The organism is Kaustia mangrovi (assembly GCF_015482775.1).
In the GTDB taxonomy this organism is placed as follows: Bacteria; Pseudomonadota; Alphaproteobacteria; order Rhizobiales; family Im1; genus Kaustia; species Kaustia mangrovi.
In genome coordinates this window covers 1513913-1528946 of sequence record NZ_CP058214.1, presented here as the reverse complement: position 1 = coordinate 1528946, position 15034 = coordinate 1513913, and the positions used below count along the sequence as shown (strand labels likewise).

Annotated in this window: 15 protein-coding genes; 1 reads left to right on the top strand and 14 read right to left on the bottom strand. The window is 68.0% G+C overall.

Annotated features, from left to right (window positions below):
- Positions 1–281: 281 nt before the first annotated feature.
- From HW532_RS07190 to HW532_RS07165, 6 genes are all read right to left on the bottom strand, one after another.
- Complete coding sequence (locus HW532_RS07190; protein WP_213163740.1) at positions 282–911, bottom strand: hypothetical protein; 630 nt, start codon at positions 909–911, stop codon at positions 282–284.
- Between the two features lie 129 nt (positions 912–1040).
- Positions 1041–1316, bottom strand: a complete 276-nt coding sequence (locus HW532_RS07185) for a BMC domain-containing protein (RefSeq protein WP_213163739.1) — start codon at positions 1314–1316, stop codon at positions 1041–1043.
- 139 nt (positions 1317–1455) lie between these two features.
- The gene (locus tag HW532_RS07180) at positions 1456–1731 is read right to left on the bottom strand and encodes a EutN/CcmL family microcompartment protein (RefSeq protein ID WP_213163738.1); all 276 of its coding nucleotides are present in this window, start codon (positions 1729–1731) and stop codon (positions 1456–1458) included.
- The gene (locus HW532_RS07175) at positions 1728–2237 is read right to left on the bottom strand and encodes a hypothetical protein (protein ID WP_213163737.1); all 510 of its coding nucleotides are present in this window, start codon (positions 2235–2237) and stop codon (positions 1728–1730) included. Before HW532_RS07175 ends, HW532_RS07180 begins: the two co-directional genes overlap by 4 nt.
- 3 nt (positions 2238–2240) lie before the next feature.
- Positions 2241–2846: a BMC domain-containing protein gene (locus HW532_RS07170; protein ID WP_213163736.1), complete on the bottom strand. Its 606-nt coding sequence runs from the start codon at positions 2844–2846 to the stop codon at positions 2241–2243.
- Positions 2847–2860: 14 nt separating this feature from the next.
- Positions 2861–4459 (bottom strand): aldehyde dehydrogenase family protein, encoded by a 1599-nt coding sequence (locus HW532_RS07165; protein WP_213163735.1) that lies wholly within the window; start codon positions 4457–4459, stop codon positions 2861–2863.
- 247 nt (positions 4460–4706) lie between these two features.
- On the opposite strand from HW532_RS07165, the gene qhpR reads away from it, so the two are divergent.
- On the top strand, positions 4707–5783 hold the full coding sequence (gene qhpR / locus HW532_RS07160; RefSeq protein WP_213163734.1) for an AraC-like transcriptional regulator QhpR: 1077 nt from the start codon (positions 4707–4709) through the stop codon (positions 5781–5783).
- Between the two features lie 273 nt (positions 5784–6056).
- Here the strand turns inward: qhpR and fabG are convergent, their stop codons facing one another.
- The 8 genes from fabG to HW532_RS07120 all read right to left on the bottom strand — a co-directional run bounded on the left by fabG (position 6057) and on the right by HW532_RS07120 (position 14666).
- A complete protein-coding gene (gene fabG, locus HW532_RS07155; RefSeq protein ID WP_213163733.1) occupies positions 6057–6827 on the bottom strand; it encodes a 3-oxoacyl-ACP reductase FabG in 771 nt (256 codons plus the stop codon).
- Between the two features lie 144 nt (positions 6828–6971).
- Positions 6972–7772, bottom strand: a complete 801-nt coding sequence (locus tag HW532_RS07150) for an ABC transporter permease (protein WP_213163732.1) — start codon at positions 7770–7772, stop codon at positions 6972–6974.
- Positions 7773–7777: 5 nt separating this feature from the next.
- Positions 7778–8632: an ABC transporter permease gene (locus HW532_RS07145; protein ID WP_213163731.1), complete on the bottom strand. Its 855-nt coding sequence runs from the start codon at positions 8630–8632 to the stop codon at positions 7778–7780.
- A gap of 5 nt (positions 8633–8637) precedes the next feature.
- Positions 8638–9720 (bottom strand): ABC transporter ATP-binding protein, encoded by a 1083-nt coding sequence (locus HW532_RS07140; RefSeq protein WP_213163730.1) that lies wholly within the window; start codon positions 9718–9720, stop codon positions 8638–8640.
- A gap of 97 nt (positions 9721–9817) precedes the next feature.
- The gene (locus tag HW532_RS07135) at positions 9818–10969 is read right to left on the bottom strand and encodes an ABC transporter substrate-binding protein (protein ID WP_213163729.1); all 1152 of its coding nucleotides are present in this window, start codon (positions 10967–10969) and stop codon (positions 9818–9820) included.
- A 268-nt stretch (positions 10970–11237) separates the two neighbouring features.
- Positions 11238–11933 carry a cysteine hydrolase family protein gene (locus HW532_RS07130; protein WP_213163728.1) on the bottom strand — a complete coding sequence of 232 codons (696 nt, stop codon included), beginning with the start codon at positions 11931–11933 and terminating at the stop codon, positions 11238–11240.
- A gap of 46 nt (positions 11934–11979) precedes the next feature.
- Entirely contained in the window at positions 11980–12405 is a 426-nt protein-coding gene (locus tag HW532_RS07125; RefSeq protein ID WP_213163727.1) for a diol dehydratase small subunit, read from the bottom strand.
- Entirely contained in the window at positions 12402–14666 is a 2265-nt protein-coding gene (locus HW532_RS07120; RefSeq protein WP_213163726.1) for a propanediol/glycerol family dehydratase large subunit, read from the bottom strand. The genes HW532_RS07125 and HW532_RS07120 overlap by 4 nt, the downstream gene beginning before the upstream one ends.
- Positions 14667–15034 lie beyond the last annotated feature (368 nt).

Sequence of the window (15034 nt, the reverse complement as noted above, 5' to 3'; positions counted from 1 at the left end):
CCGCGAAAGCGGGAATCCATGAGCAACGGCAGAGATATGGATCCCCGCTTGCGCGGGGATGACGAGGGGAAGGAGCGGGGATGACGAGGGAAGGAGCGGGGATGACGAGGGGGGCGGGGCGGATTGCGATTCGGTTGACCGGGCTTTCCGTCCGCTCATTCCCGCGACGGCGGGAAACCAGCCTGGGTCCCCGCCTTCGTGGGGACAAGCGGGCCTTTGCCGGGACCGCCGCTGACCGCCTTGCCGATGCCGGCCTGGCCCCTGGTCGGGGGCCATGGACGCTATTTCTCCCGCCCCTCGATGGCCTCCAGGACCTCGCGGATGCGGTCGCGGGCGGTCTCGCAGTCGGCGCGCGAGCCGGAGATGAAGACGCGACCCGACGCGCCGATCATCTGGCAGTCGACGAGCGTGATTCCGGGGGCGGCGTTCTCCGCCTCGTTGGCCGCCACGGCGGCGAACAGCGCCGGCATCATCTCCACCAGAAGCAGGCACTGGCCGGGCAGCATCATGGAGGCGTCGCGGTTGCGGTTCAGGATCACCGCATGCTGGTCGGTCACGTCCTCCACGATGTCGGTATACATGACATGCGGCCTGAGCTGATCGGTGGCCTTCGCGCCGATCCCCTGAAGGATCGCGCCGCCCGCCGCATCGAGCTCGGCCATGTCCATGGAATGGAGCTCCAATATGCCGAACTGCCGCTCCACATAGAGCATGCCGGGCTCGGCCTCCGGCACGTGCTTGAGCGCGTAGTCGATGACCCGGTGGATGGCGAGCGCCGGGGCGATCTCCACGATCAGGGAATGCATGCCCTCAAGCGGCACATAGCCCCGGGCCCGTGTCGGCGATCCCATATAGGCCGCGAACTGCCGGCGCAGGGACTCGATCTTCAGATAGACGCGAAGCTCGCTCAAACCGCCACTCCTGCTCGTCCCGCGGCGCCCGCCCATGCCTCGTCATTGCCGGGCCAGGGGCCGGCAATGACGATGGGCAAGGAGCCATTCGGGGTGTCCTGAACGGGCTGTTGGCCCGGCGGCCCGGCCTTACTTGCCGAGGCCGAACTGCTTCACGACGTCGGCATGGGGGCGCGGAATGACGTGGACGGACACAACCTGGCCGACATGGCCGGCGGCCTCAGCCCCGGCCTCCGTCGCCGCCTTCACCGCGCCGACATCGCCCTGGACGAGCACCGAGACCAGCCCGGCGCCCACCTGCTCGCGCCCGACAATGGTGACGTTGGCCGCCTTCACCATGGCGTCGGCCGCGGCGAACGCCGCCACATAACCCTTCGTTTCGACAAATCCGATCGCGTTGGACATCTCTTTCCTCCTTGTCGCGCGAATTCCGTTCAACCCTGGATCGACCTGCACTCCGATGGGCTCGCCCGAGTGCGGAAAATTCAATTGTTCTCAAGGCATTAGAGAGACCTGCCTGCCTCCGGCCGGATGCGGGCCTGCTCTAGCCCGACGCCTTGCGCGGCTCGTCGAGAATGCCGATCACGAGCGCATCGACCACGGCCTTGGGATCCTTGAACCAGCTACGGGCCACCGAGCCTTGCGTGACGAGCACCCGCTCGCCGTCGCCGGCGCCGAGGGGGTCGAGCGCGATCAGCCGCTCGCCCGTGTCCCCGCCGCCCCGGCCCTCCTCCAGGGCGATCTCTAGGAGCGCCCCGCCGGGAAGCTCGTCGAGGCGCTTCGTGGCCCACACCTTTCCGATCACGATACCGGTCTTCATGGCTTCTGCCTCACCAGTTCGATTTTGAGCTCGCGGGCCTTGTCGCGCGCGAGCGGGGTCATCACGACCTCATGGCCGACGACGATCCGCGAATGGGTCCTGCCGATCTCCGCGACGCGGGTTTCCGACAGGATGCCGGTGTCCAGGGCGAAGGCGCCCGCGCGCTGCGGCGGGGCGTCCGCCGGGGTCTCCGACGGCCGTGGCGCCGGCGCCGGGGACGCGGCGCCCGACAGCTCGAAGCGCACTGCGCCGCCCACGATCGCGGCCTTGAGATCCTCGTGCTCGCTCGCCCGCGCGATATCGCGCGCGAAGGCGTTCAGGTCGTCCGCCGAACCGATTTCGATGCGCATCCGGGCGGGCCGGCCCGCATTGAGGGCGGCGCGCATCTCGCCGGGAAAGCCCAGGCCGCCGGGTGCGGTCTCCACGCCGGAGGGGGCCGCGAGCGCCTCCCGGAGCGCCTCGCGCACCAGCGTTCTCAGCGTGTTCGTATCGATCTTGCCGGCCATCGGCTACTGCCTCGCCTGAAGGGCCTGCTCGGCCGCGCGCGCTGCCGCCCGGATGTCGCTCTCCTCGCCGGAGAGATAGACCCGGCCGGTCGCCCCCATCATCCGGTAGTCCACAACCTTCACCTCCGCCGCCTTCTCCGCCTCGTTGGCCGCGAGGATCGCATAGGCCGCCGGCTGCATCTCCAGCACGAAGAGCGACTCGCCTGCGAGGATCATCGAGCCCGACTTGTTCCGGTTGACGAGGAAGGCGTGATAGTTGTCGACGCGCTTCACGATCCTGGAGGAGAGGATTTCCGGCTTCATGGCGTCGGCTTGCGACGCGCCGAGATAGCCGAGGACCTCCTCGCCCGCCGCCTTCACCGAGGCGGTCGACTTGGAGTGGATCTCCAGATAGCCGTACTGGCGCTCCACCACCAGGAGGCCGGGCTTCACGTCCACGGCCTTGACCGCGATGTCGGTGATGTTCTCGATCTCTAGCCCCGGCGCGACCTCGATGATGAGCGCGGCCATGTTGGTGCGGGGCAGGAAGCCGCGCACGAAGGTGCCGAAATAGCACATGGTCTTCGGCTGGAGCTGGTCGATGAAGATATAGGAGCGAAGCGTCGCCATCTGCCGTCTTGTCCTCACGCCTCGCCGCGCCGGATCGCGCGCAGTTCTTCTGCGATGAGCTGGCGGATCTCCGCCTTGAGCGCATCCATGTCGGTGTCTGTGGCCGATGGCGGCGCCGGGCGCGGCGCCTCGCCGGCGATGGCGGATGCGCGCCCGCCCACCCAGTCGAAGGAATAGTCGATCCGGCCTTCCGGCAGGCGCGGCCGGGTCGCCGGCTCGGGCAGGCTCAGGCCCCCATAGGAGCCGAAGGCGACGTCGTCGGCCTTGTTGTAGGCGATGCGCGTCCACTGCACGAGGTGTTGCGGGCCGACATTCTCGCTGACCGAGGAGCGGCCGAAATAGCCGGTTCCGATGGTCATGGTCGGGGCGAGCCAGGTGTCGAAGCCGGCCGCGCCGGTCGAGCAGCCCACATTGACGGCGACGCGCAGGACGGGAAGCTCCGCGGCGAATCTCAGCACGACGGCCTCGTCCTGCGTGTGGATGGCGGCGGAATGGCCGGCGCCGGAGCGGCGGACCATGGCCTTCGCGGCGGTGAGCGCGGCCTCGCGGGAGGCGACCTCGTAGAAGCCGAGGACGGGGGCGAGCTTCTCCCGGCTCAGCCGGTAGTCGTCGCCGATGCGCTCCAGCGGCACGAGCAGCACGCGCGTATTGCGCGGCACGCGGATGCCGGCGCTCTCCGCGATGGCGGTCGCCGGACGGCCGAGCAGCGAGATGTTGAACTTGCCGTTCGGGAAGAGATGCTCCTCCAGCCGGTCGCGCTCCTCCTCAGACAGCATGTGGCAGCCCTGCCGGGCGAGCTCGCTGGCGAGCCGGCCGGCAATCGCTGAATGGGCGATGACGGCGGATTCGTTGGTGCACAGGATGGAGTTGTCGAAGGCCTTGGAGCCGGCGATGCGCTCGGCCGCCTTCGCGACGTCGGCGCTCTCGTCGACATAGGCCGGATTGTTGCCGGGGCCCACCCCGATGGCCGGATTGCCCGACGAATAGGCCGCGCGCACCATGGGCGTGCCGCCGGTGGCGAGGATCAGGTCGATCCGGTCCGACGTCATGATCGCGTCGATGATCGGCAGCGACGGCTCGTCGATCACCTGGACGATGCCGTCGGGGGCGCCGGCCTCCTCCGCCGCCCTGGCGATCAGCCGGGCGGCGTCCGCGCAGCAGGCCTTGGCCGCCGGGTGCGGGCTGATGACGATGGCGTTGCGCGTCATCAGGGCGATGAGCGTCTTGTAGAACACCGAGCAGACCGGATTGGTGGACGGGGTGAGCGCGAAGATCACGCCCGCAGGCTTCGGGATCGCCACGGTCTTGGTGTCCGGCTCGACGCGGAAATCCACATAGTCGTGATCGCGATAGTGCTCCAGAAGCCCGGTCGAGCACAGGCGGTTCTTGAGCTCCTTGTGGTCGGCATTGCCGAAGCCGGTCTCCTCGACCGCCCAGTCGGCATAGCGGCGCGCCTCGCGGGCCGCCGCGCCGGCGACCGCCTCGGCCACCCTCATGACCTCCCGGCGGGAATAGGTGGCGTAGGACGCCGCCGCCCAGCGCGCCTTCTCCACCATCTGCGCGGCGCGGTGCGGGCTCAGCCCGGGGGTCGTGTCGTCTGTCGTCTCGGCCATCGCCATGTCGATGTGCTCGTCTGGAAGGCGGGCGGCGGGCCGCATGGGGAATGCGTACCGGGAGCCCCGCGGGTCTTCTTGATCCTGACCGCGAGGCTAGGCGCAGCGGGGGCGGGGGCGCTTGACACTGCCTCGGGCTTTCTTGACAGGCCCGCTGTCCGGCCCGGGACGACGGTCCGCCCCCCGGTGCGTTTTGCTTTGACGGCGGTCGCGCGCTAGGATGAAATGATCAGCGGGGAGGGAGCTGATGATGACGGCGTTTCACAGCCGCGACGGGTCGCGCGTGACGCCCGGAGGACCGCCAGGTGCGGCGCCCCCCGGTGTCATCGCCGCCGCGGCGACGGGTATCGTGAACTTCATCGAGCAGTATCGCGGCGATGTCGACCGCATCTTCGGCCATGTCCGGATCGTGCCCGACGTCACCGGCTCGCCGACGCACAAGCTGAGGCTCGCCGATTTCTGCCGCCTCTTCGAGGAGGCCGCGCAGCAGACGGGCAACGACAATTTCGGCCTGTGGTTCGGCAACCAGTTCAAGCCGCGCGATCTCGGCCTGTGGGGCTATGCGGCGGTGTCCTCGCCGACGCTCGGGAGCGCGCTGGAGAACCTCGTCGGGCTGTTTCGCTATCATCAGGAAAGCTCGGCGATGCGCTTCGTGCAGGATACCGACGGGCTGGTGCGCCTCGAATACCAGATCACCGCGCCGGCCATCGTCGAGCGCCGGCAGGACGCGGAGCTGTCGCTCGGCATGTTCCTGAACGTGATCCGCGAGTGCTGCGGTTCGCACTGGGCGCCGGAGGAGGTGCATTTCGAGCATCCCCGGCCGCTGGAGGCGAAGGAGCACGAGAGCGCCTTCGACGCGCCGGTCTATTTCTCCCAGCCGACCAACGCCCTGCTGTTCCGGCCGGAGATCATGGCGCGGCCCATGCCGGCGCGCGACCTGCAGCTGCTCGCCATGATGCAGACCTGCCTGGAGGGCCTGAGCGACATCGAGCCCGCCGACGCCCTTTTGCTCGACAGCATGCGCACCGCCATCCGCCTCGGGCTGCCGGAGGGCTATCCCTCGCTGGAGCAGGTCGCCGCGGAGTTGCGCGTGCCGCTCTCCGCGATCCAGCGCGAGCTGTCGGAGGCCGGTACCACCTACAAGGACCTCGTGGAGGCGGTGCGCCGGGACCTGGCGCTGTCCTATGTGAAGCAGCGCCAGCTTCCCTTCTCCGAGATCGCCCTTCTGCTGGGCTATTCGGAGCTGTCGGCCTTCTCCCGCGCCTTCCGCCGCTGGACGGGCGTGTCGCCGCGCGAATACCGCACCAGGCGGGTCGCGGGGTAGAGTGGATTGCGGTCAGGTTGAATGAAACCGCTCATCCCGGCGAAAGCCGGGATCTCGTGCAACACGCCTGAGATCCCGGCTTTCGCCGGGATGAGCGGAATGAAGAAGGGGCCCTGTCGCTCGCTCCCCCACCCGGCCACCCACGGGACCATAATTTCATGGGTGGCCGGGTGGGGGAGCGGGCCGGTGCAGCCCGATTGGCCAAGGCTCCCGGGTCGTGCCCGGATGCCTGCTCTCTTGCCGCTCGCTCCCGCGAAGGCGGGAAGCCGGAGCCTACATCTCCTCCAGCGCCTCGAGCGATTCCGGCAGGATCTGGCCGCCGTCGACGATGATCGTCTGGCCGGTCACATAGGCCGCCTCCCGGGAGGCGAAGAACAGCGCGGCATTGCCGATATCCTCCACCGTGCCGAGCCGCTTCAGCGGGATCGAGGCGGCCATGGTCTTCAGATAGTCGTCGCCGAGGCCCTCGAGCCCTTCGGTGACGATATTGCCGGGCATGACGGCGTTCACCGTGATCCCGTATTTGGCGAGCTCGATGGCGGCGGTGCGGATGAAGCCGAGCTGGCCGGCCTTGGACGCGCCGTAATGGGTCCAGCCGGGAAAGCCCGTCACCGGCCCCGTGATCGAGGAGGTGATGACGATCCGGCCCTCGCCGGTCTTCTTGAGATAGGGGATCGCGGCCTTCACCGACAGGAAGGCGCCCTTGAGGTTGGTGTCGAGGACCTCGTTCCACTCCTCGGGCGACATCTCCTCGATCTTGGCCTGCGGGAAGATGCCGGCATTGGCGCACAGCACGTCGAGGCCGCCATGGCGCTCCGCGGCCGCCGCCGCCATCGCCTCCATGTCCTCCCATTTCGTCACGTCGGCGGCGAAGCCGCTCGCCCCGTTGCCGAGCTCGCCGGCGGTGGCGCTGGCCTGGTCCTCGTGGCGCGCCACGACCATGACCTTCGCGCCCTGATTGGCGAAGACCCGCGCGATCCCCTTGCCGATGCCCTTGCTGGCACCGGTCACGATCACCGATTTTCCTGCGATCGACGTCAGCATGTCCTGTCCTCCCGAAGTGTCTTGCCGTTTGCGCCAGATCAACCTGCACTCGGGCGGACTCGCCTGAGTGCAGAAAAGTTGATCGTTCTCAAAATGTTAGAGCGACTTTTCTGCGTCCGGCTGGACGCAGGTCGCTCTTGCGCCTCAGTCGGCCGCCCGCCGCCTGAAGACGATATTTGCCACCGCGATGCCGATCGCGATGAGCGCGAGCGAGCCGATCACCGAGATCATGCCGACCGCCGGCACCAGCGGCGAGTAGCCGGAGACCATCTTGGCATAGAGCCATTCCGGCAGCGTGGAATCCGCGCCCGTCGTGAACAGCGACAGCGGGAAGTTGCCCCATGACAGAAGGAAGGCGAACAGGCCCGCCGACACCATGCCGGGCCACAGGAGCGGAATGGTGATCTCGCGCAGGATCTGGCCGGCGGACGCGCCCATGTCGCGGGCGGCCTCTTCCAGCGCCGGATCGAAATTGTAGGCGCGGATGGAGATGATCAGCGTGGCGATGGGGGCTATCCAGACAAGATGGGCGACGATGGCCGTCTTCCACGTCGGCACGATGCCCAGCGCGTTGAACCACATGAGGATGGCCAGCCCCAGAACCGTCTGCGGAAAGAAGATCGGCAGGAGGATCAGCTTCTGGAACGCCCCGCGGAAGCGCCAGCGGTAGCGCGCGAAGGCGAGCGCGCCGAACAGCCCGACGGCGACGGAGACCAGCGTGACGACGACCGCGATCTTGAAGGAGGTCACGACGAGGCCGGAGACGGTGTCGCTGTCCAGCGCGCGCTCGTACCACTGGAATGTATAGCGCTTGATCGGAAAGCTCAGATAGCGGGCCCGGGCGACGGAGGCGAAGGCGACCGCGAGGAGCGGCAGGTAGATCACCGCCAGGCAGAGAATGCCGTAGGCGACCAGCGCTGTGCGGGTGAGCTTTGAATGGTGCATGGCGTTCAGGCCTTCCGCCCCATGATGCGGTCGAGGTCGATGCGGCGCAGGGCGAAGAAGGCGAGCCCGCCGATGATCGCGATCAGGATCACCGACAGGGCCGAGCCGAGCGGCCAGTTCTGCCCGTAGGTGAAGGCCGTCTCCACCTCGTCGGCCATGACGATGACCTGCTGGCCGCCCAGGAGCTTCGATTCCGCCATCGCGCCGGCGGCCAGCACGAAGGACAGCAGCCCGCCGACCACGATGCCCGGCATGGCGAGCGGCAGGTCGATCTCCAGGAAGATCCGCGTGCGCGACGCGCCGAGGTCGCTGGCGGCGAGCCGGACCTCGTCGGGCACCATGGCGATGCCCTGGGCGAGCGGGAACAGCATGAACGGGAAATAGGCGTAGACGAGCCCGAAGATGATGATGGGAACGTCGTAGAGCCAGCTTTCCAGCTCCAGCCCCGTCCACGCCTTGAGCGTGCCGAGCAGCATGCCGCCCTTCATCAGTGTCAGCACCCAGCCGAACAGGCGGATATTCTCCGACACGAACAGGCTCACCACCACGCCGACGGTGATGACCAGCGTGAATTTGCCGAACACCTTGGCCATGCCGTAGGCCAGCGGATAGGAGACGACGAAGAGGAGCACGGTTGCGGCCGCCGCCATGCCGAGCGAGCGGAACAGGGAGAGGTAGTAGCCCTGCTCGACGAAGTAGCGGTAGTTCTCGAAGCTCGGCATATGGGCGAGCGTGAAGACGCGCGCCGGCATGAAGGAGAACAGGAAGACCACGAGGAGCGGGGCGACGAAGATCGCGGCGAGCAGGACGCCCACGGGAAGCGCGCTGAGGAAGCCCTGGCGTTGCTCCATGCGTTCCATGGCGGTCAGCTCTCCTCGGCCTCGGGGATGAAGTGCACGTGGTCGAGGTCCCAGCCGAGCCGCACGCTGTCGCCTATGGCGCCGGGGAAGCGGTCCTCGCGCAGCTTCTCCACCGTCACCGTCTGCCCGTCGGCGAGGTCGACCTCGTATTGCAGGCGCGAGCCGAGCGCGAACTCGTCGCGCACCGTCCCCTCCGCCACGCAGTCGGCGGTGTCGCCCGCGCCGAGGAAGCGGATGAATTCCGGCCGGATCATCAGGGTCGCCCGCGATCCGGGCGCGAGCCCGGGGGCGGTGCCGGCAATCGCGAGCGATCCGTCGCGCGCGGCGAGCGCGCCGTCCGGCGCGCTTGTGACCGGGAACAGGTTGACCTCGCCCATGAACTCCGCGACGAAGCGCGTGCGCGGCGCGGAATAGATCTCGTCGGCGGTGCCGAGCTGGGCGATGCGCCCCTCCTTCATGATCGCGATCCGGTCGCTCATCACCATCGCCTCCTCCAGCGAATGGGTGATGTAGACGAAGGTCTTGCCGGTGCGCCGGTGGAGGTCCTTCAGCTCCTTCTCCAGCGTCTTGCGCAGGCGGTAGTCGAGCGCGGAGAGCGGCTCGTCGAAGAACAGGATCTCCGGGTCGAAGGCGAGCGCGCGGGCCAGCGCAACGCGCTGGCGCTCGCCGCCGGAGCACTGCATGACGTTCTTGCCGTAATAGTCGGCCGGCAGGTGCAGGAGGGCGAGCAGCTCATGGGCGCGCTCGCGGCGCTCCTGCGCGGAGACGCCCCTGATCTTCAGGGGGAACTCGATATTCTGGCCGACCGTGCGGTGCGGGAACAGCGCCAGAGACTGGAAGACCATGCAGGTCGGGCGCTTGTTGGCTGGCACGTCGTTGATGAGCTCGCCATTGAGGTGGATGGTCCCCTCGCTCGGCTCGTCCATGCCGACGAGCAGGCGGACCATGGTGGTCTTGCCGCTGCCGGAGGGGCCGACGATCGTCAGGAACTCGCCGTCTTGGATATCCAGGTCGATCCCGTGCAGTGCCGTGAAATTGCCGAACCGTTTCACGACATTGGTCAGACGGAGAGCCACCGTCGGGGCCATTTTCCCTCCTACGCGCAAAGGGGCGGACAACGCCAGTCAATCCGGAAGGCCGGCCGCCGCTCGGGAGCGGTAGCCGGCCGGTCTCGCATGTCGGGCCCTAGCTGCGCTTGGCCGCGTTGTAGATCGGCATCAGATCCTGGTAGGAGGGAATGATCGCATACTCCACCGACGCCGCCATCTCGTCCTCCAGCGTGTCCCACTGGATGGCGTCGAGCTCGTCCTTGTCGAACTGGTCCATGACGGCCGGATTGCCCATCTGGCTGATCGGGTTGTAGGTGCCCTCCGCGAAGGCCACGGCCTTGCAGATCTCCGGCTGCTGGACGAATTCCAGGAACTCCGGCGCGAGCGCCGACGGGTCGGGATTGTTGACCAGCGAGGTGACCTCGACCCAGACGACGCCGCCCTTGCCGTCGACCGGGCCGGATTTCGGCGTGACGGCGCGCACCTGCGTCTGCCCGTCGTAACGCGCCGGCGAGGCGGTGTATGTGCCGCCGGTGAAATAGGCGTCGATCTCGCCGTTGATGAGCGCGGTGTTGAGCGCGACGAGGTCGTCGGACAAGAGCTTCGCGCCGCCGAAGATCGCCTTGGCGGTCTCCTCGAACTTGGTGCGGCCGGCCTCGTCGACGGGCTCGAACGGGTTCATGTCGGCCGTCATGCACATATGCATGATGTTCCAGTTGTCGTAGGTCAGCACCGCGTAGCGGCCCTTCATGGCGGGGTCGAGGAACAGCTTGTAGCCCTGGTCCTCCGCCGTCTCGCGGCTGATCTTGTCGGTGTTGACCACGAAGCTGAACGGCCCGAAGCGCTGGACCATGCCGATCAGGTTCTCGCCGGACTTGTCGTAGGCCAGCGGGTAGTCGTGGAAGGCCGGCAGCATCTTCGCGAAATAGGGCTCGAAGCGGGCCTTGTCGAGCGGCTTGATGAGCTGCTCGGGATAGAGCTGGTTCTGCGCCCAGGGCTGGTTGACGTTGATGAGGTCCCAGACATTGACCTCGCCGGCCCTGAGCTTGTTGATCATGTCGGGGTCCGACGTGCCGCTTTCCGCGCGCACCGTCGCGCCGGAATGGGCATCGCGGAACGGTCCGAGGACGTCGTCGGTATTGTAGCCTTCCCAGCACAGGACGTTGAGCTGGTCGTCGCGCTGGGCGAAGGCGGGGCGCAAGAGCCCGCTGGTGCCTGCCGCGAAGGCGCCGGCCCACAGACCGGATTGCTGCATGAAATTCCGGCGGCTTATTCCGTGTCTAGCCATCTCCGTCTCCCTCTCCCTTGTCGGTCCCGCGGGGGCTTCGCGCCCCTGTCGCCGGCAGCCGGTCCGTCCTGTTTCTCGCGACAAGTGGTGACCGGCTGCGGTCAGGGGGATGGGCCGGCATGGTGCTCCATGCCCAGGTAGCGGGACCGTCACTCACGCCGTTGCGCACCCAACGGCATGCCCTAATGTCACAGCCTATCCGGCGGGTGGGGAAGCGTCTTGACTTGAGCTTCGCCAAACTTGACAGGATTGTGTCGGCCGGGGCCCGTCAGGCCGGCGCGATCATGGCCCGGGCCTCCGCCGACGACATGACATGGCAGTAGATCATGTTGACGATCTCGAGCTCCTTATGGTGAAGCTCGTCGGAGCCGGCCGCGCAGCAATCCTCCAGCACCGCCACGTCGAAGCTCTCGTCGGCGAGCGAGCGCACGGTCGAGGAGACGCACTGGTCGGTGAACAGGCCGCAGCACATCACCGTGTCGATGCCCAGATTGTGCAGGACGAGCCGCAGGCTTGAGCCCGTGAGCGCGCTGTCGCTCGTCTTGGTCACGACAATCTCGTCGCCTTGCGGGGCGAGCTCGTCGACGATCTGCGAGGCCCACTCGTCCTTCGGCAGGAGCAGGTTGTTCCATCCGGGCTTCTTCTGCGACAGCGAGCGGTCGCGCCCGTCATGCGTCTGGCAGGCGATGCGCGCGAACAGGCATTCGATGCCGATGGCGCGGCAATGCTCCAGCATGGCGCGCGTATTGGGGATCACAACGGTCTCGAGACGCTCGTGGAACGGCGTCCAGGCATCGTAGCGCTCGCGCTCCTCGGGCGTCAGCGCCGCCGGGTCGGGCCGCGTCCTGTAGGTGTTCTGGATGTCGATCACGAGCAGGGCCGTCGTCGCCGGGTCGAGGACCATGTCCTCCGGCTCTGGCGCGCCCCGATAGTAGATCGACCGATAGGCGGTCTTCCAGCTCATTTCCCCTCCCATGCCAACTCCCATTCCAATGGTCCCCGGCGTCGCCTCAGAAGCGGAAGGCGAACAGCCCCCGGCGTTCGTAGACGTCCGCGGCCTCCTCCACGAACGCGGCCATGCGGTCTGCCCCGTAGGTCTCCCGGAGCATGGCCGCGGCCTCGACGAGATCCTGGGCGCTCTTCGCCCGGCCCGGGCGCAGGAGCTCGTAGACGGCCATGACGACATCCTGCGGCACGTCGACGAGCTCGGCGGCCCGCTCGAAGTTCTCCGCAAGGGTCGGCCGGTTCGCGGACCGGGCGATCTCCGCCTGGCGCCGGAGGGCGTCCGCGGTGATCGTCAGGTCCTCCAGCGCCACGGCGCCCCGGCCGAGCGCGTCGAGCGTGATCTCGTCGAGCCCCTTGCCTTGCCGACCTCGGGCAAGCTCGGGGCGCTTCTCCGCGATCGGATAGTCCTGGGCGGTGAGCCGTTCGGTCATGTCGACGGTCCTTCCGGGTCGAGCGCGATGTCCTCCGGCGCGGCGCCGTCGCCGACGAGCGAGGTCTCCACCGCGTGGATGAGTGCCGCGCGGGCATGGTAGCGCGCGCCCATCGCCTCGCCCCGGGTGGGCACGACGACGGGGTCGGGGATCTCGCCGGCGGCGTGGCGCGCGGCGTTGAAGCCGAGCTGGCGGTAGTGCTCCAGCCGGGTGACGGGCGCGTTGGAGAAGAGCTCCAGATTGTTGTGGGGCAGGCGGTCCGCGTGATGGATGACCGCGGTGCCCTTGGCCTGGAGGCCGATGCCGACGCCGGAGCCGGACAGCCGGGCGGCGGACAGGCCGAGGAAGGAGGTGTCGGCGGTATGGCCCATGCGCACGAGCCGGGCGGTGCCGCCGCCCTCGGCGATGCCGGCGACGATCTCGGAGAGCACGTCCGACAGGGCGAGCCCGCCGAGCGTGCGGAAGAGCTTGCGCCCGAAGGCCGGGGAGATGCCGACCGTCACCTCGCGGGGATCCTCGCCGCGCCCGGCGGGGCCCATGGTCTTCAGCCTCAGGCCCGTGGCGGCCTTGCGCGCATACTCCTCTTCCTGGTCGATGACGGTCTCGCGCGTCAGCACGTCGCGGATGGCGGCGATCTCGGCCCGGCGCGCCTCGTCGACGCGGTAGCCGGTGCCGGGGCCCAGATAGTCGTTGGGATCGTTGATGGCGCTGATCACCCGGCCGTCGCGCACGATGGCCGATGTCTGGAGGTAATCGCCGGAGATCCTGAGCTTGACGAGCTGCAGGAGGTTTTCCGCCTCCTGCCGGAAGCCGCGCGCATCGAGCGCCCGGATGACGTCCACGACCGTGATGCCCCGCGCCCTGATCGCCTCCGAGATCGCGACCACCTCGCGCGGCGTGAAGCTCTCGGTGTCAGCCGAGCCCGAGGCGGCGGCGACGGAGCCCTTCATCTCTGCCGTCGGCGCGGCGAGGCCAAGTTCCTCGAACACCGCGGAGATGGCGTCGATGGCGCGGACGCGCAGGTCGAGCGCGTCCTCCTCCGCGATGGGGGTCAGCCCGCCATCGGCCTCGAAGTCGCGCTGGAGGACGAGATAGTCCTCGATCTCCTCGCCATTGAGCAGCGAGGGGTTGAAGGAGTTGTCGTATTTGAGGATCGAGCCGAAGCCGGAGCAGATGAGGTCGGAGCCGGCGATCAGATAGGGCATGATCTTGGCGCCGACGCGGATCTCCGATTCCGTCGGCCGGGCATCGTTGCCCGACGCGCATTCCAGGTCGAGCCAGACGGCGATCAGGTTTTCCGCCATCAGCTCGCGCATGCCGCCGGGCACAGTCGCCGTCAGCGGCGCGCCGTCGATGCCGCCATTCTGCGTGCCCTGCACGCCCATGGCGCGCTGCAGGCACAGGCAGCGGGCTTCCAGATAGAGCAGGGACTTGCGCTCGTGGAAGCCCATCAGGAGCTCCGCGCCGGCGCCGGAGGTGCAGCGCATCTTGATGCCGCGCGAGGCATAGGCGGCGGCCAGGAACGCTTTCGACCAAGGCGTGTCGTCGCCGTCGACGAAGCTCTTCTCCGTGCCGTAGACCGACACCGTCTCCGCGTAGGAGGAGAAGCCGGCCATGCCGATCTGGAGCTCCTCCGCCTCCTCGCTGGAGCACTGGAAGAGCGTTCCGGCCCGCCCGACCGCCGCGCCGACGCAGCAGGCCACCGCGTTCGACCAGGCATTGCGCGACACGCGCATGGTGGTCTCGATCTCGTCGAAGCCGAGCGCCACGGCGATGGCCGCGTCGGCGGCGAGCTGCAGGGGATCGTCCTTGGCGTTGGTCACATGGGCCTGGTTGCCCGGCGTCTTGCGGGCGCGCATCTTCGAATAGGCGAAGGCGATTTCCAGCGCGTTGAGCTCGGCGACCGCTTCGGCGAGCTTGGCGGGCGTCATGCCATGGGCGAGCCGGACGAGCGCCTCGCGCGGCACGGTCATGTCGACGAGCATGCGGGCGATCTCGGGCGACGGCATCGCCATCGCCTCCGAGGCGATCTCCGGGTCGAGATGGTAGCGGGCGATGAAGCGGTCGATCATGTCGAAATCGGCCTCCGCCACGCCGTCCATCCCGGCGATGCGCCCGGCCTCCACCGCGACATGCGGCTCGGGATCGGCAGGGCTGGAGAAGGCGGCGAAGCCGTTCTCGGCATCCTCGGCGGCGAACCTGTCGAGCCGCAGCGGGCGCTCGTCCCAGTCGGAAAATCTGCGCCACCGGTTCGCTCTCATGGGCCTCCCCCGCCGTCTCCTGTCCGGCGGATGGGCCCGCCGTTATTTGTGATATCGCCCTCGCCCTAGATTGGGGCGGGCCGCGAAGCGCGGTCAAGTGGGACCGGGCCGGCGGCGCTCGCAAGCGGTGTGCCGAGAACGATGCACGGCCCCGTCCCGGCGGCGGTGCGGCAGGGGCTGGCTGACTTCGGGGCATTTCCCGGAAGACGGTTTCGATGGCCCTGTCCCGATTGTCGTTTTTGTGAGCAGGCCCTGCCTAGTCTTTGATCATCCCAAATAAAAGTTGGCTCGTTGGTGCAATGAAAGTGTTGTGTGCCCCATTTTACAAAATTTGCGTCGGCTCATGCGGTGTTGCCACAATAATGCCG

Excerpts from the sequence above, each read along its gene's own strand:
- HW532_RS07120 (WP_213163726.1), bottom strand. The coding sequence starts at position 14,666 with ATGAGAGCGAACCGGTGGCGCAGATTTTCCGACTGGGACGAGCGCCCG.
- HW532_RS07125 (WP_213163727.1), bottom strand. The coding sequence starts at position 12,405 with ATGACCGAACGGCTCACCGCCCAGGACTATCCGATCGCGGAGAAGCGC.
- HW532_RS07180 (WP_213163738.1), bottom strand. The coding sequence starts at position 1,731 with ATGAAGACCGGTATCGTGATCGGAAAGGTGTGGGCCACGAAGCGCCTC.
- HW532_RS07130 (WP_213163728.1), bottom strand. The coding sequence starts at position 11,933 with ATGAGCTGGAAGACCGCCTATCGGTCGATCTACTATCGGGGCGCGCCA.
- HW532_RS07135 (WP_213163729.1), bottom strand. The coding sequence starts at position 10,969 with ATGGCTAGACACGGAATAAGCCGCCGGAATTTCATGCAGCAATCCGGT.
- HW532_RS07150 (WP_213163732.1), bottom strand. The coding sequence starts at position 7,772 with ATGCACCATTCAAAGCTCACCCGCACAGCGCTGGTCGCCTACGGCATT.
- HW532_RS07170 (WP_213163736.1), bottom strand. The coding sequence starts at position 2,846 with ATGGCGACGCTTCGCTCCTATATCTTCATCGACCAGCTCCAGCCGAAG.
- qhpR (WP_213163734.1), top strand. The coding sequence starts at position 4,707 with ATGATGACGGCGTTTCACAGCCGCGACGGGTCGCGCGTGACGCCCGGA.
- HW532_RS07145 (WP_213163731.1), bottom strand. The coding sequence starts at position 8,632 with ATGGAACGCATGGAGCAACGCCAGGGCTTCCTCAGCGCGCTTCCCGTG.
- HW532_RS07140 (WP_213163730.1), bottom strand. The coding sequence starts at position 9,720 with ATGGCCCCGACGGTGGCTCTCCGTCTGACCAATGTCGTGAAACGGTTC.
- HW532_RS07175 (WP_213163737.1), bottom strand. The coding sequence starts at position 2,237 with ATGGCCGGCAAGATCGATACGAACACGCTGAGAACGCTGGTGCGCGAG.
- HW532_RS07165 (WP_213163735.1), bottom strand. The coding sequence starts at position 4,459 with ATGGCCGAGACGACAGACGACACGACCCCCGGGCTGAGCCCGCACCGC.
- HW532_RS07185 (WP_213163739.1), bottom strand. The coding sequence starts at position 1,316 with ATGTCCAACGCGATCGGATTTGTCGAAACGAAGGGTTATGTGGCGGCG.
- fabG (WP_213163733.1), bottom strand. The coding sequence starts at position 6,827 with ATGCTGACGTCGATCGCAGGAAAATCGGTGATCGTGACCGGTGCCAGC.